Source organism: Pseudoxanthomonas koreensis (assembly GCF_010093225.1).
Classification (GTDB): domain Bacteria; phylum Pseudomonadota; class Gammaproteobacteria; order Xanthomonadales; family Xanthomonadaceae; genus Pseudoxanthomonas; species Pseudoxanthomonas koreensis.
The window spans coordinates 25,221-38,161 of record NZ_PDWM01000031.1 but is presented as its reverse complement, the minus strand read 5'-3'; the positions used below and the strand labels follow the sequence as shown (position 1 = coordinate 38,161).

The 12,941-nt window shown below is 71.2% G+C and carries 16 protein-coding genes; 3 read left to right on the top strand and 13 right to left on the bottom strand.

Translation table 11 applies throughout. The features are described 5' to 3' along the window. Positions 1–171 precede the first annotated feature (171 nt). The 9 genes from rapZ to CSC64_RS10245 all read right to left on the bottom strand — a co-directional run bounded on the left by rapZ (position 172) and on the right by CSC64_RS10245 (position 7,476). The gene (rapZ, locus tag CSC64_RS10285; RefSeq protein WP_162435227.1) at positions 172–1,044 is read right to left on the bottom strand and encodes an RNase adapter RapZ; all 873 of its coding nucleotides are present in this window, start codon (positions 1,042–1,044) and stop codon (positions 172–174) included. Next, entirely contained in the window at positions 1,041–1,994 is a 954-nt protein-coding gene (hprK, locus tag CSC64_RS10280; protein WP_162435226.1) for an HPr(Ser) kinase/phosphatase, read from the bottom strand. The genes rapZ and hprK overlap by 4 nt, the downstream gene beginning before the upstream one ends. Before the next feature lie 81 nt (positions 1,995–2,075). Continuing rightward, positions 2,076–2,390 carry a ribosome hibernation-promoting factor, HPF/YfiA family gene (gene hpf / locus CSC64_RS10275; RefSeq protein WP_162435225.1) on the bottom strand — a complete coding sequence of 105 codons (315 nt, stop codon included), beginning with the start codon at positions 2,388–2,390 and terminating at the stop codon, positions 2,076–2,078. A 90-nt stretch (positions 2,391–2,480) separates the two neighbouring features. Further along, entirely contained in the window at positions 2,481–3,932 is a 1,452-nt protein-coding gene (locus CSC64_RS10270; protein WP_162435224.1) for an RNA polymerase factor sigma-54, read from the bottom strand. Positions 3,933–3,988: 56 nt separating this feature from the next. Further along, positions 3,989–4,708 carry an LPS export ABC transporter ATP-binding protein gene (lptB, locus tag CSC64_RS10265; RefSeq protein WP_162435223.1) on the bottom strand — a complete coding sequence of 240 codons (720 nt, stop codon included), beginning with the start codon at positions 4,706–4,708 and terminating at the stop codon, positions 3,989–3,991. Beyond that, positions 4,708–5,292: a lipopolysaccharide transport periplasmic protein LptA gene (lptA, locus tag CSC64_RS10260; RefSeq protein ID WP_162435222.1), complete on the bottom strand. Its 585-nt coding sequence runs from the start codon at positions 5,290–5,292 to the stop codon at positions 4,708–4,710. Before lptA ends, lptB begins: the two co-directional genes overlap by 1 nt. Continuing rightward, a complete protein-coding gene (gene lptC / locus CSC64_RS10255; RefSeq protein WP_162435221.1) occupies positions 5,270–5,830 on the bottom strand; it encodes an LPS export ABC transporter periplasmic protein LptC in 561 nt (186 codons plus the stop codon). Before lptC ends, lptA begins: the two co-directional genes overlap by 23 nt. Beyond that, on the bottom strand, positions 5,827–6,396 hold the full coding sequence (locus CSC64_RS10250; protein ID WP_162435220.1) for a KdsC family phosphatase: 570 nt from the start codon (positions 6,394–6,396) through the stop codon (positions 5,827–5,829). The genes lptC and CSC64_RS10250 overlap by 4 nt, the downstream gene beginning before the upstream one ends. Positions 6,397–6,444: 48 nt before the next feature. After that, on the bottom strand, positions 6,445–7,476 hold the full coding sequence (locus CSC64_RS10245; RefSeq protein ID WP_162435219.1) for a KpsF/GutQ family sugar-phosphate isomerase: 1,032 nt from the start codon (positions 7,474–7,476) through the stop codon (positions 6,445–6,447). Positions 7,477–7,541: 65 nt separating this feature from the next. On the opposite strand from CSC64_RS10245, the gene CSC64_RS10240 reads away from it, so the two are divergent. Genes CSC64_RS10240 through CSC64_RS10230 form a run of 3 tightly spaced genes read left to right on the top strand, consistent with a single transcriptional unit; the run spans position 7,542 to position 9,394 of the window. Further along, the gene (locus CSC64_RS10240; protein ID WP_052633216.1) at positions 7,542–7,772 is read left to right on the top strand and encodes a BolA family protein; all 231 of its coding nucleotides are present in this window, start codon (positions 7,542–7,544) and stop codon (positions 7,770–7,772) included. A gap of 39 nt (positions 7,773–7,811) precedes the next feature. Next, positions 7,812–9,086: a UDP-N-acetylglucosamine 1-carboxyvinyltransferase gene (gene murA, locus CSC64_RS10235; RefSeq protein ID WP_162435218.1), complete on the top strand. Its 1,275-nt coding sequence runs from the start codon at positions 7,812–7,814 to the stop codon at positions 9,084–9,086. Continuing rightward, on the top strand, positions 9,086–9,394 hold the full coding sequence (locus CSC64_RS10230; RefSeq protein ID WP_162435217.1) for a hypothetical protein: 309 nt from the start codon (positions 9,086–9,088) through the stop codon (positions 9,392–9,394). Before murA ends, CSC64_RS10230 begins: the two co-directional genes overlap by 1 nt. A 12-nt stretch (positions 9,395–9,406) precedes the next feature. Here CSC64_RS10230 and CSC64_RS10225 read toward each other — a convergent pair whose 3' ends face one another. The 4 genes from CSC64_RS10225 to purM are packed head-to-tail and all read right to left on the bottom strand — an operon-like array spanning position 9,407 to position 12,770. Further along, positions 9,407–10,108 (bottom strand): DUF3108 domain-containing protein, encoded by a 702-nt coding sequence (locus CSC64_RS10225; protein WP_162435216.1) that lies wholly within the window; start codon positions 10,106–10,108, stop codon positions 9,407–9,409. Positions 10,109–10,113: 5 nt separating this feature from the next. Further along, positions 10,114–10,947 carry a DUF3108 domain-containing protein gene (locus tag CSC64_RS10220; protein WP_162435215.1) on the bottom strand — a complete coding sequence of 278 codons (834 nt, stop codon included), beginning with the start codon at positions 10,945–10,947 and terminating at the stop codon, positions 10,114–10,116. A gap of 45 nt (positions 10,948–10,992) precedes the next feature. Then, positions 10,993–11,706 (bottom strand): phosphoribosylglycinamide formyltransferase, encoded by a 714-nt coding sequence (purN, locus tag CSC64_RS10215; RefSeq protein WP_162435214.1) that lies wholly within the window; start codon positions 11,704–11,706, stop codon positions 10,993–10,995. A 14-nt stretch (positions 11,707–11,720) separates the two neighbouring features. Beyond that, positions 11,721–12,770, bottom strand: a complete 1,050-nt coding sequence (gene purM, locus CSC64_RS10210) for a phosphoribosylformylglycinamidine cyclo-ligase (protein ID WP_162435213.1) — start codon at positions 12,768–12,770, stop codon at positions 11,721–11,723. Positions 12,771–12,941 lie beyond the last annotated feature (171 nt).

Sequence of the window (12,941 nt, the reverse complement as noted above, 5' to 3'; positions counted from 1 at the left end):
TGGATGTGCCGCGCTCGCGAACTGAGGCAGGGACGCCGACGTGAGCGACGACCCCCAGTGCGGCAGAACGGCGGCCCCCACCGGAGCCGACGCAACCGGATGCCTTCGCCTTTCGTCCCTGGACCCTGCAGTCCGGAGAGGAGTGAAAATCAGCGGGCGTGCGTGCCCGGGTCAGTCCTGTTCGCGGTGGTAGGTGGCGACTTCTTCCCAGCCCTGGGCGCGGGCGTGGTTGGCCAGGCGCTCGGCCAGGTAGACCGAGCGGTGCTTGCCGCCGGTGCAGCCGAAGGCGACGGTCACGTAGGCGCGGGTTTCGCCGCGCAGCTTGGGCAGCCAGGTGTCGAGGAAACCGGCGACCTGGGCCACGTAGGTAGCCACTTCCGGATCGGCGTCCAGGGACTGGCGGACCTGCGGGTCGCGGCCGGTCAGCGGGCGCAGTTCAGGGTCCCAGTGCGGATTGGGCAGGACCCGGGCGTCGAACACGAAGTCCGCTTCCTCCGGCACCCCGCGCTTGTAGGCGAAGGATTCGAACAGCAGCGACAGCCCCGGGCTGTGCTCCAGTGCGAATTCGGTGATGACGCGGCGGCGCAGCTGGTGCACGTTGAGCTCGCTGGTGTCGATCACCGCATCGGCTTCGTCGTGCAGCGGCCGGGTCAGTTCGCGTTCGCGCGCCAGCGCCTCGGGCAGCGACAGCCCGAGCCGGGTCAGCGGGTGCCGGCGGCGGGTGTCGGCGAAGCGGCGCAGCAGGACTTCGTCGCTGGCCTCGAAGTACAGCAGGCGCGCGTCCACGCCCAGGCTGGCGGCGACCGCGCGCCATTCCGACAGCCGGCTGAGGTCGCTGTCGCGGCTGCGCACGTCGATGCCCACCGCCATGCGCGGCGGCAGCCCGTTTTCGCGCAGCTGGCTGCGCACGAAGGCCGGCAGCAGTTCCACCGGCAGGTTGTCGGCGCAGTAGTAATCCAGGTCCTCGAAGGTCTTCAGCGCCACCGACTTGCCCGAGCCGGACAGGCCGCTGACGATCACCAGCGTGGGCTGGACCGCGCTCATCCGCCGCGTCGCTCCAGCAGGTTGCTGTGCCGGGCGATGAACATCGCCGCCGGATCGATGCCCTTGGTGCGCAGGATGTGCAGCCGCGTCGCCGCCTCGGTCAGCACTGCCAGGTTGCGGCCGGGCATCACCGGCAGGGTGATCAGCGGCACGTCCAGGTCGAGCACGTGGCGGGTGCCGGAGTCGCCGGTCAGGCGCTCGTAGCCATGCGGGCTGGGTTCGGTCATCGGCCGGGTCAGGTGCACGATCAGGCGCAGGTACTTGTTCTTCTTCACCGCGGTGTCGCCGAACATCTCGCGCACGTTGAGCACGCCCAGGCCGCGCACTTCCAGCAGGTCCTGCAGCAGCTCCGGGCAGGTGCCGTCGAGCACGTCCGGGGCGATCTGGGTGAATTCGGGGGCGTCGTCGGCGACCAGGCGGTGGCCGCGGCTGAGCAGCTCCAGCGCCAGTTCGCTCTTGCCCGATCCCGCTTCACCGGTGATCAGCACGCCGATCGAGTAGATCTCCATGAACACCCCGTGCAGGGTCACGCGCGGGGCGAGGGTGCGGGCGAGGTGGTAGGAGAGATGGTTGAGCAGTTCGTGGCCGCGCTTGGGCGAGACCCACAGCGGGGTGTCGCCTTCCTCGGCGGCGGTGCGCAGGTCCTCGGGGCAGGACTGGTTCTTGCTGATCACCAGCGCCAGCGGGCGGAACTGGATGATCTTCTCGATCGTCTCCCAGCGCAGGCGCGCGTCCAGCGAATCGAGCCAGGCCAGTTCCTCGCTGCCGAGGATCTGCACCTTGTTCGGGTAGACCGCGTTGAGGTAGCCGGCCAGCGAGGGGCGGCGTGCGTTGGTGTCGCCCGATTCGATCCCGCGGCTGCCACCCTTCTGTCCGGCGAGCCAGCGCAGGCCCAGCTTCTCCTGCTGCTGGTCGAACAGCTCGCGCGCGGTGATGCTGGCATTCCTCATGCGGCACGGGCCTGGGCTGGGGATGCCGCATTGTGCCCAAACCGGTGGCTCAAGGGCCACCGGCCGGGCGCGGACGGGGGATCAGAGGGCGTCGGCCACCCGCGGGGCGTGGTGGTCGGGCTGCTTTTCCTTGTGCTTCAGGATCTGCCGGTCCAGCTTGTCGGCCAGCAGGTCGATGGCCGCGTACATGTTCTCGCCGCCGGCGTCGGCGTGCAGGGTCTTGCCCGGCACGGTGAGGGTGGCTTCGGCATGGTGCTCGGGCTTGCGCAGGCCCAGCTGGACGCGGACCTCGATGGGCTGGTCGAAATGGCGGTCGAGGCGTTGCAGCTTGCTCTCGACGTATTCCTGCAGCGCCGGGGTGACTTCGAGCTGCTGGCCATAGGTTTCGATGCGCATCATGAACCTCCTTGGGTCGTTGCCGCGTTGGCGGCTCCACCCCGGGCGGGGAGTTCGATCGCTACTTCGGTACCAACCGCTACTTCCGTATCAACCGATCCGGACCCGCTCGTGCGAAGCCGAAATGTTCATGGCTTCACGATACTTCGCCACGGTCCTGCGCGCCACCGGGATCCCGGATTCCTTCAGCAGGTCGGCCAGCTTGGCGTCAGACAGCGGCTTGCGCGGGTTCTCGTCGTCGATGAGACGGCGGATCATGGCCTGGATCGCGGTGCTGGACGCCTCGCCGCCGCCGCCGGTGTCGATGCCCGAGGCGAAGAACGCCTTCAGCGGCAGGGTGCCGCGCGGGGTGCGCACGTACTTGCGGGCGATGGCGCGGGAAACGGTGGATTCGTGCAGGCCGATCTCGCCGGCGATCTCGCGCAGGGTCAGCGGGCGCAGGGCCTGTTCGCCGAATTCGAGGAAGCCGGACTGCACGCGCAGCAGGCAGCGCATCACCTTGAGCAGGGTTTCGCCGCGCGCCTCCAGGCTCTTGAGCAGCCAGCGCGCCTCCTGCAGCTGGGTACGCAGGTAGCCGGCGTCGCTCTCGCCGCAACGGCGGATCATCTGTTCGTAGCCGCGGTGGATGGACACCCGCGGCATTGCCTGCTGCGACAGCGCGACCTTCCATACCCCGCGCTGGCGCCAGACCACGCAGTCGGGGATCACATAGTTGTCCGGGTCGACTTCGCCGACCTGCTTGCCGGGGCGCGGATCGAGCGAGCGCACCAGCTGCACCGCCTGTTCGACCGCGTCCTGCGGCGCGCGCAGTTCCTGGGCGATGCCGGCGATGCCGCTGCGCGGCAGCCGCTCCAGCGGGCCGTCGACGATGCGCAGGGCCAGTTCGCGCCCGGGGGGGTCTTCGGGCAGCACTTCCAGCTGCAGGCGCAGGCATTCGCCGAGGCTGCGCGCGCCGATCCCGACCGGGTCGAAGCGTTGCAGCTGGTGCAGCACGGTGAGGATCTCCTCCTCGCCGGCGTGGACCTCGGGCAGCAGGGTTTCGGCGATCGTCGCCAGCGGTTCGCGCAGGTAGCCGTCTTCGTCCAGTGCGTCGACCAGGGCCGCGCCGATGCGGCGGTCGCGCGGGGACAGCGGCGACAGGTGCAGCTGCCAGAGCAGGTGGTCGGCCAGGTTCTCGGGTTCGGCCATGCGCTCGGCCGCGTCCTCGCGGTCCTCGTCGCCGCCGCCACCGCCGCCACTGCCACCGCCCAGGCCGCCTTCCCAGCTGCCGGCCTCGGGCATCCAGTCGTCGTCGGCGCCGTCGCGCGGGGATTCGTCGTTGCCGGGGCCGTCCGCGGCGCCGTCGCCAGCCTTGCCGTCGGTCGGCACGGGGGAGTCGTAGGGGGCGTCCTCGGTCCACTCCAGCAGCGGATTGGTCTCGATCGCCTCGGCGACCTCGGCCTGCAGCTCGAGGGTGGACATCTGCAACAGGCGGATCGCCTGGCGCAGCTGTGGCGTCATGACGAGGTGCTGTCCGAGCGATGTCTGCAGCCGTGCCTTCATGTCCCTGCCAGGTGTGAGCGACGGGACTGCCGGCCGGGGTGACTCCCGGAGGGGGACTAGAGGCGGAACTGGTCCCCAAGGTAGACCCGGCGCACGTCCGGATCGGCCAGCAGTGCGTCCGGTGCCCCCTGCGCCAGAACGCTTCCCTCGGCGAGGATATACGCCCGGTCGCAGATTCCCAAGGTCTCGCGCACGTTGTGGTCGGTGATCAGCACGCCGATGCCGCGGTTCTTGAGGTGGGTGACGATGCGCTGGATCTCTCCGACCGAGATCGGGTCGACGCCGGCAAAGGGTTCGTCCAGCAGCATCAGGCGCGGTTTTGCGGCGAGCGCACGCGCGATCTCGCAGCGCCGCCGCTCGCCGCCGGACAGGCTGGCGCCGAGCTGGTCGGCGACATGGCCGATCTGCAGCTCGTCCAGCAGCGAGGACAGCTCGCGCTCGATCCCGTCCTCGTCCAGGTCCTCGCGCAGCTCCAGCACCAGGCGCAGGTTGTCGGCCACGGTCAGCTTGCGGAACACCGAGGCTTCCTGCGGCAGGTAGCCCACGCCGAGGCGGGCGCGGGTGTACATCGGTTCGGCGGTGATGTCGCGGCCGTCGAGGACGATGCGGCCGGCGTCGGCGGTGACCAGGCCGACGATCATGTAGAAGCAGGTGGTCTTGCCGGCGCCGTTGGGGCCGAGCAGGCCGACCACCTCGCCGGCGTCCAGGCTCAGGCCGAAGTCGCGCACGACCTCGCGTTGCCTGTAGCGCTTGCGCAGGCCTTCGGCGACCAGCATCAGTTGCTCCCCTTTTCCGGTGTCGCCGGCGCTGCCGGCCTGGCCGGGGTCGCCGGCGCCTTCGGCTGGATCACGGTGCGCACCCGGGTGCCGTCGCCGCCGCTCTGCATCTGCCCGGTGCCCATGTTGTAGACCATCCTCTGGCCGCTGTTGCTGCCGCGCGGCGATTCGATCTTGAAGTCGCCGGTCAGGGTCAGCAGCTCCTTGCCCGGTTCGAAGACGATGCGGTCGGCGCGGGCGTTCATCATCGTGCCATCGTCCATCTGCTGCTTCATCGCCGCCTGGCGGCCGGTGAGGATCACCTGGTCGATCTCGCCGCCGCGCTGCACGACCTCGGCGCGGTCGGCGCGGATCTCCAGGGTGCCCTGGACGATCACCACGTTGCCGCTGAACACGCAGCGTGAATCGGCATCGCCCTGGTTGCAGTCGGAGCTGTCCGAATCCAGGGTCATCGGCTGGTTGCGGTCCGAGGTCCTGGCCAGCGCCACGGCCGGTGCCAGCGCCGCCAGCGCGAACAGGCCCAGCGCGAACAGGGACGGCAGCCGCGGGCGCGGGATGGGGTTACCGGCGCGGGGTGGGTTCATAACGGGTCTGGACCTGGGAAAGGAACTGGTACTGCCGGGTCTGCAGGTTGGCCTGGAAGCCGACGCCGGTCTGCATGATACCCGGGCGGGTCAGGGTGACGCGGTCGCCGGTGCGGGCCAGGTCCTGGTCCGGGAGCAGTTCGAGGGTATCGGTGCGGAAGGTGGTCGGCACCGGGTGGCCTTCGGCGCTGTCGCCGGCGACGTTGCCGGTGAGGCGCGCCAGGTCGCCATCGGCGTTGATCCAGCCCTGGTCGGCGGTCAGGCGCCAGGCGCCGTCCTGGCCGGGGGTGTGGAATACCGGGCGGTCGATCGCCAGGCTTTCATCCTCGCGGTTGCGCTGCAGTTGCGGTGCTTCCAGCCGCAGCGACTCGGTGCCGTCCCGGGCCAGCATGACCAGTTCGAAATCGCGCAGCACGTAATCCGAGCGCTGCGTGGTGTCGGCCGGCGGTTCGCTGCGGTCGCGCATGCGCCAGGCCGACCAGCCGCTGAAGATGGCGGCCAGCACCAGCGCCACGCCAAGCACGCCGCGCCAGCTCACGCGCGGCGCCCGTCGCGCGAGCCGTGGCCGCCGGCGAGGATCTCCGCGACGTGGCCCTGCGCGGCCAGCAGCACGTCGCAGACCTCGCGCACCGCGCCTTCGCCGGCACGGGCGTGGGTGCGCCAGTGCACGACCTCGGAGATCCACGGGTGCGCATTGGCCGGCGCGACCGAGAGCCCGGCCGCACGCAGGCAGTCCAGGTCGGGCAGGTCGTCGCCGACGAAGCAGGCCTGTTCGCGGCCGAGGCCATGGCGGGCGAGCAGCGCGTCCATGCACGCGAGCTTGTCGAGCACGCCGATGTGGGTGTCCAGGCCGAGGTCGGCGCCGCGCTTCTGCGCCACCAGGCTGGGCCGGGCGGTGATCAGCGCCACCTCGAAGCCGAAGCGGCGCAACTGGACCAGGCCCTGGCCGTCGAGCACGCTGAAGGACTTCATCTCGTTGCCGGCGCTGTCGAAGTACAGCCGCCCGTCGGTGAGCGTGCCGTCCACGTCCAGGCACACCAGGCCGATGCGGCGCGCGCGTTCGTGGATCTCGGGGGCAACGCTGGCGAGGGGATCGTAGGGCACGGTGCGTCCGGGACAGGCGGGGGCGGGCAGGGCGCGCGGGAACGGCGTTTAAACCACGCGCGCGCGCAACAGGTCATGAATATTGAGCGCACCGACCGCGCGTCCGTCGGCGTCGACCACGATCAGGCCGTTGATCCGGTGCTGCTCCATCAGGTGCGCGGCCTCGGTGGCCATGCGCCCGGCGCGCACGGTGCGCGGGTTGCGGGTCATCACCTCGGCGATCCTGGCCTGGCGCACGTCCAGGCCCTGGTCCAGCGCGCGGCGCAGGTCGCCGTCGGTGAAGATGCCCAGCAGCAGGCCGTCGTCGTCCACCACTGCGGTCATGCCCAGCCGCTTGCGGCTCATCTCCACCAGCGCCTCGGCGACGCTGGCGCCGGCGCCCACGCGCGGCAGGGCATCGCCGCCGTGCATCACGTCGTCGATGTGCAGCAACAGGCGCCGGCCGAGGGCGCCGGCCGGATGCGAGCGGGCGAAGTCGTCGGCGGTGAAGCCGCGCGCCTCGAGCAGGGCCACGGCCAGCGCGTCGCCCAGCGCGAGCGTGGCGGTGGTGCTGGAGGTCGGCGCCAGGTGCAGCGGGCAGGCTTCGGCCGGAACCGACACGTCCAGGTGCACGTCGGCCTCCCGTGCCAGGCTCGACTGCGGCCGCCCGGTCATCGCGATCACGGTGTTGCCCTGGCGGCGCAGCGCCGGCAGCAGCATCAGGATCTCGTCGGATTCGCCGGAATAGGAGAGCGCCAGGACCACGTCGGCGTCGGTGATCATGCCCAGGTCGCCGTGGCCGGCCTCGCCGGGATGGACGAAGAACGCCGGGGTGCCGGTGGAGGCCAGGGTCGCGGCGATCTTGCGCGCGATGTGGCCGGACTTGCCCATGCCGGTGGCGACCACGCGCCCCCGGCCGGCCATGACCAGGGCGCAGGCGCGGGCGAAGTCGGCGCCGATGCGGGCGCCGACCGCGGCCAGCGCCTGGCCTTCGATCTCGAACACGCGGCGGCCGCTGGCGACCAGGCCGGCCTCGTCGGCGGGGCCGGACTGCGCGGCAGGGGCCTCGGGGTTTGCCGCCGGAAGCGGGGACTGGCTCATGCGGGTTCGGTCCGGAAGTCCCGGATTCGCTAGAATGCAGGGCTCATTCTAGGCCAAAGCACTCCATGGACGCCGACACCATCCGCCGCATGATCGAGGACGGCCTGCCCGGCGCCCGCGCCCAGGTACAGGGCGACGACGGCGTCCATTTCGAGGCCACCGTGGTCGCCGAGGCGTTCCGCGGCAAGCTGCCGCTGGCCCGCCACCGCATGGTCTACGCCACCCTGGGCGAGCTGATGGGCGGGGCGATCCACGCGCTGGCCCTGAAGACCGTCACTCCCGACGAGGCGGCCTGAGCCCCTCGCCACCCTTCCGGATTCCGCGCAAAAGGCCCCATGCAGAAGATCGTAGTCAGCGGCGGCGTGCCGCTCCGCGGCGAAGTCGCCATTTCCGGCGCCAAGAACGCCGTGCTCCCCATCCTGTGCGCGACCCTGCTGGCCGACGCGCCGGTGGAGATCCTCAACGTCCCGCACCTGCACGACGTGGTCACCACGATCAAGCTGCTCAGCGAACTGGGTGCGGGCGTGGAGTTCGACCAGGGCACGCTCGCCCGCGGCAGCAGCCTGGTGGTGGACCCGCGCACGGTGCACCAGCACGTGGCGCCGTACGAACTGGTCAAGACCATGCGCGCCTCGATCCTGGTGCTGGGTCCGCTGCTGGCCCGCCACGGCGCGGCCGAAGTCTCGCTACCGGGCGGCTGCGCGATCGGCTCGCGGCCGGTGGACCAGCACATCAAGGGCCTGCAGGCGCTGGGTGCGGAGATCGTGGTCGAGAACGGCTTCATCAAGGCCCGCGCGGAGCGGCTGAAGGGTGCGCGCTTCGTGTTCGACATGGTCACCGTCACCGGCACCGAGAACGTGATGGCCGCGGCCACCCTTGCCGAGGGCACCACGGTGCTCGAGAACGCGGCGATGGAGCCGGAGGTCACCGACCTGGCCGACTGCCTCAACGCGCTCGGTGCGCGGATCGAGGGCGCGGGTACCGCGCGGATCACCATCCACGGCGTCGAGCGCCTGGGCGGCGGCCGCCATACGGTGCTGCCGGACCGGATCGAGACCGGCACCTTCCTGGTCGCCGCGGCGATGACCGGCGGCCGCGTCACCGCACGCAAGGCGCGCCCGGACACGCTGGACGCTGTGCTGCTCAAGCTGGCCGAGGCCGGCGCCGAGGTCACCACCACCGGGGACAGCATCACCGTCGACATGCACGGCAAGCGCCCGCAGGCGGTGAGCCTGACCACCGCTCCGTACCCGGCGTTCCCGACCGACATGCAGGCGCAGTTCATGGCGCTCAACTGCGTGGCCGAGGGCGTGGGCGTGATCAGCGAGACGATCTTCGAGAACCGCTTCATGCACGTCAACGAACTGCTGCGCCTGGGCGCGGACATCCAGATCGACGGCCACACCGCGATCGTGCGCGGCGTCGAGCGCCTGAGCGGTGCGCCGGTGATGGCCACCGACCTGCGCGCCTCGGCCTCGCTGATCCTGGCCGGCCTGGTCGCCGAGGGCGAGACCACCATCGACCGCATCTACCACCTGGACCGCGGCTACGAGAACATCGAGGAAAAGCTCGGTGCGCTCGGCGCCCGGATCCGCAGGGTCGCCGGCTGATGCTGCTGCGCGGGAAGCTGACGCCGCGACGCAGGCTGCTGCTGGCGATCCTGGCCGTGCTGCTGCTGGCGATCGGCCTGGCTGCCTGGGCCGGGATGGCCGCCACCCGCGGCATCGAGACCGCCGACATGGACTGGAACGGCGACGGAAACGTCACCCGGACCGAGATCCTGCAGTCGTTCTACGCGGTCACCGCGGTGCGCGTCCGCGAGGGCAATCGCGAGTGCACCACCTTCCGCTGGGGGCGCGCCGGCGACGTGATCCGGGTCGATTGCCAGACCGTGTTCGGCGAAGCGGCGAGCGAGTAGCCCGCCTCACGCTCAGCGCAGCGAGCGGATCGTCAGTTCCATCGTGTCGATGCCGTTCTCGCGCTGGAGGATACGCGCGGGCACGGGCAGGCCCGGCACGATCCAGGCGATCATCTCGCGCTTGTCGGTGCGTCGCGCGACCTTGGTCGCCTCCTTGCTGACGCCCTCGACAGTGACATCTTCCTTGCCGACCACTTCCCACTGCAGCGGGCGCACCCGGCCTTCGTCGACCATGCGGTAGGTGAGCGGCTTGCCGGCGGCCAGGTCGCGGGCGACGGCCAGGTTGATCAGCAGCGCGTCCATGTCGCCGGCCTGCAGCTTCACCGGGCCGCGGCGCTCGGGCTTGACGTCGCCGGTCCAGGTGGCCTGGCCGGCGGTCCAGTCGTACGTCGCGTCCACCGACTTCTTCTTGATCAGCGCCACCGCGCGGTCGCTGCTGCTCAGCGGGCGCAGCTGGCCCTGGTGCTCGTCGAATACGGTGCTCTGGCTCAGGTCGGCGACCGGATTGCGGATGTTGAGGCTGTACTTCCAGCGGTTGCCGTCCTGGCGCGCCAGGGTCATGTTGCCGGTGGCCTGCATGCCCAGGTAGCTGGCCTGGTACTCGGCGGTGAACGGCTCCAGCGGCGCGGCCAGCGCGTCGCCGGCGCACAGTGCCAACAGCAGGAGCAGCGCGGCGGGGAAGTGGATGGGGAAGCTGCGGTGGCGTCCAGTCATGGGGTTCACACTCCTCGGTATTCGACCAGGCGCAGGTCGATTTCGTCCTCGCCGTCCTTGCGTTGCAGGATGCGGATCGGGGTCGGCACGCCGCTGGCGACCCACAATACCGTCTCGTCGCCGGGCTTGTCGGTGCGGGCCACGCGCAGGGCGTCGTAGCTCATGTCGCCGACGGCCATGATTTCCGGTTCTTCCGCCACCTGGTAGGTGTGGTCGCGGGCGCGGCCGACGTCGACCATGCGGTAGTTGAGGGTGGCGCCGGGGCGCGCGTCGCGCATGATCGCCAGGTTGAGCAGCAGCGCGCTCATGTCGCCGGCATGCAGCTCCACCGGCGCCCGCCGCTCCTTCTTCACTTTGCCGTCCCAGTGCGCCTGCATCTTCGACCAGTCGTAGGTGCCGGTGGCGCGCTGGTCGAACAGCAGCGCCTTGCGCACGGTGCCCTGGCTGAGCGGACGGTACTGGCTGCCGGCTTCGTCGAACACGGTGCTCTGCTCGATCTTCAGCCGGGTCGCGCCGGCGATGCCGCGGTCGCCCCGGATCGACAGGTCGATCCTCCAGCGCCCGTCGTCGTTGCGCGAAAGCTGCATGCTGGCATTGCCGGCCGGCTTGCCCCGGTGGTGCGCTTCGTAGCTGGCGAAGAACGGCTCCAGCGCCGGCGGAACGGGCGCTTCGGGTGGCGGCGGCTGGATCTCCGGCGCGGCGGAGGACGGCGCGTGACCGGTCTGGGCGGCGCCGGCCTGTGTGTCCTGCGCGGCCGCCTGCCAGGCCACCGCCAGGCACAGCCCGGCGAGGGCGAGGAAGCATCGGGTTCGGCGTGCGCGCTGCGGCGATTGCTGCATGTGGGCGTTCTGCGGAAGGGGTTCCAGCATGCCCGGGAAACGGTGTCAGTGGCGTGATCCCGGGCGCAGGATGCCAGCGGAATCTAGTTGCAGCGGGCCAAACAGCGGCTGACCGTCCAGCCGGACCTGACCGTCGCGTTCAGCCAGGCGGCCGGCGACGGCCAGGGCCAGCGCCGCGGCCACCAGCCGGTGTTCCTCCGGCAGCAGCCGCGCGGCCAGGGCTTCGGGGGTGTCGCCGGCGAGCACCGGGATGCGCACCTGCGCCACCACCGCGCCGGCGTCGAGCTCGGGGACGACGAAATGCACGCTGGCCCCGTGCTCGGCATCGCCGGCCTGCAGCGCGCGGGCATGGGTGTGCAGGCCTTTGTGGCGCGGCAGCAGCGACGGATGCACGTTGAGCAGGCGGCCGTCGAAGCGGCGCACGAAGGCGTCGCCGAGGATGCGCATGTAGCCGGCGCAGAACACCCAGTCCGGCGCGGCCGCGGCGACCGCGTCGGCGAGCTCGGCGTCGAAGCTGGCGCGGTCCGGATAGCCGCGCGCGTCGCGGCTCCAGCGCAGCCCGGGCGCGACCCTGTCCAGTGCGGCCGCCTCCGGGCGGTCGGAGAACACGCCCACGATCCGCGCGTGCAGGCGGCCGTCGGCGATGGCGTCGAGCAGCGCCTGCAGGTTGCTGCCGCGACCGGAGACCAGCACGGCGATGCGCGCGTGCGCCGCGGCCGGCGTGGCCACGGCCGTGGCCGTCGTGGTCGCTGCGGTCATGCCGGTGCGGCGGCTCAGCCGATGCGGACGCGTTCGCCGCCGGTGCCGGCGACCACCTGGCCGATCGCGCGGTGCGCCAGGCCCAGTGCGTCCAGGCTGGCACCGACCGCGGCTACCGCCTCCTGCGGCAGCACCAGCACGAAGCCGACGCCGCAGTTGAAGGTGCGCCACATCTCCGCGTCGGCCACCGCGCCCTCGCGCTGCAGCCAGTCGAACACCGGCGGCAGGACAATGGCCGAAGCCTCGATCTCCAGGCCCAGGCCGTCGGGGATGACGCGGATGATGTTTTCGGTCAGGCCACCGCCGGTGATGTGGGCCATGGCGTGGATCGATTCGCCGTGCTCGCGCAGCAGCGCCAGCACCGGCTTCACGTACAGGCGCGTGGGCGCCATCAGCGCATCGGCCAGGGTCACGCCGCCGACCTGCACGTCGGCCGGGCGGCCGGCGCGGTCCCAGATCCGGCGGACCAGCGAATAGCCGTTGGAATGCGGGCCGGAGGAGGCGATGCCGAGCAGCACGTCGCCGGCGCGCACCCTGGCGCCGTCGAGCAGCTGCGACTTCTCGACCGCGCCGACGGTGAATCCGGCCAGGTCGTATTCGCCCGGCGGGGACATGTCCGGCATTTCGGCGGTCTCGCCGCCGATCAGCGCGCAGCCGGCCTCGGTGCCGCCCGCTGCAATCCCGCCGACCACCGCCACCGTGGGCTCCACGTCGAGCTTGCCGGTGGCGAAGTAGTCGAGGAAGAACAGCGGTTCGGCGCCCTGGACCAGGACGTCGTTGACGCACATGCCGACCAGGTCGATGCCGATGGTGTCGTGGCGGCCCAGCTGCTGGGCCAGCTTCAGCTTGGTGCCGACGCCGTCGGTGCCCGAGACCAGCACCGGCTCGCGGTACTTGCCGGACAGGTCGAACAGCGCGCCGAAGCCGCCCAGCCCGCCCATCACCTCCGGGCGGAAGCTGCGCCTGACCAGCGGCTTGATCCGCTCGACCACCTCGTTGCCGGCGTCGATGTCCACGCCCGCGTCGCGGTAGGTGAGGGGAGCGGGCGTCGGGGTCTGGCTCACGTGCGGGGCCTGCGGCGGAAGCGGGGGAGGGCCGCGATTCTACCAGTCGCCCCGGGGGCAAGCCCGTCCGCGGGCGCCGCCGGGAGACGGCCCGTACACATGCCGTCGATTGGCGTGCCCCCCGCATTCGGGCAACAATCCTCCGGACTCTCTCCGAAGCCCGCCGAGGAA

What these genes read in the sequence shown, in the direction of transcription:
- rapZ (WP_162435227.1), bottom strand. Translation starts at nt 1,044, where the DNA reads ATGAGCGCGGTCCAGCCCACGCTGGTGATCGTCAGCGGCCTGTCCGGC.
- hprK (WP_162435226.1), bottom strand. Translation starts at nt 1,994, where the DNA reads ATGAGGAATGCCAGCATCACCGCGCGCGAGCTGTTCGACCAGCAGCAG.
- hpf (WP_162435225.1), bottom strand. Translation starts at nt 2,390, where the DNA reads ATGCGCATCGAAACCTATGGCCAGCAGCTCGAAGTCACCCCGGCGCTG.
- CSC64_RS10270 (WP_162435224.1), bottom strand. Translation starts at nt 3,932, where the DNA reads ATGAAGGCACGGCTGCAGACATCGCTCGGACAGCACCTCGTCATGACG.
- lptB (WP_162435223.1), bottom strand. Translation starts at nt 4,708, where the DNA reads ATGCTGGTCGCCGAAGGCCTGCGCAAGCGCTACAGGCAACGCGAGGTC.
- lptA (WP_162435222.1), bottom strand. Translation starts at nt 5,292, where the DNA reads ATGAACCCACCCCGCGCCGGTAACCCCATCCCGCGCCCGCGGCTGCCG.
- CSC64_RS10245 (WP_162435219.1), bottom strand. Translation starts at nt 7,476, where the DNA reads ATGAGCCAGTCCCCGCTTCCGGCGGCAAACCCCGAGGCCCCTGCCGCG.
- CSC64_RS10240 (WP_052633216.1), top strand. Translation starts at nt 7,542, where the DNA reads ATGGACGCCGACACCATCCGCCGCATGATCGAGGACGGCCTGCCCGGC.
- murA (WP_162435218.1), top strand. Translation starts at nt 7,812, where the DNA reads ATGCAGAAGATCGTAGTCAGCGGCGGCGTGCCGCTCCGCGGCGAAGTC.
- CSC64_RS10230 (WP_162435217.1), top strand. Translation starts at nt 9,086, where the DNA reads ATGCTGCTGCGCGGGAAGCTGACGCCGCGACGCAGGCTGCTGCTGGCG.
- CSC64_RS10225 (WP_162435216.1), bottom strand. Translation starts at nt 10,108, where the DNA reads ATGACTGGACGCCACCGCAGCTTCCCCATCCACTTCCCCGCCGCGCTG.
- CSC64_RS10220 (WP_162435215.1), bottom strand. Translation starts at nt 10,947, where the DNA reads ATGCAGCAATCGCCGCAGCGCGCACGCCGAACCCGATGCTTCCTCGCC.
- purN (WP_162435214.1), bottom strand. Translation starts at nt 11,706, where the DNA reads ATGACCGCAGCGACCACGACGGCCACGGCCGTGGCCACGCCGGCCGCG.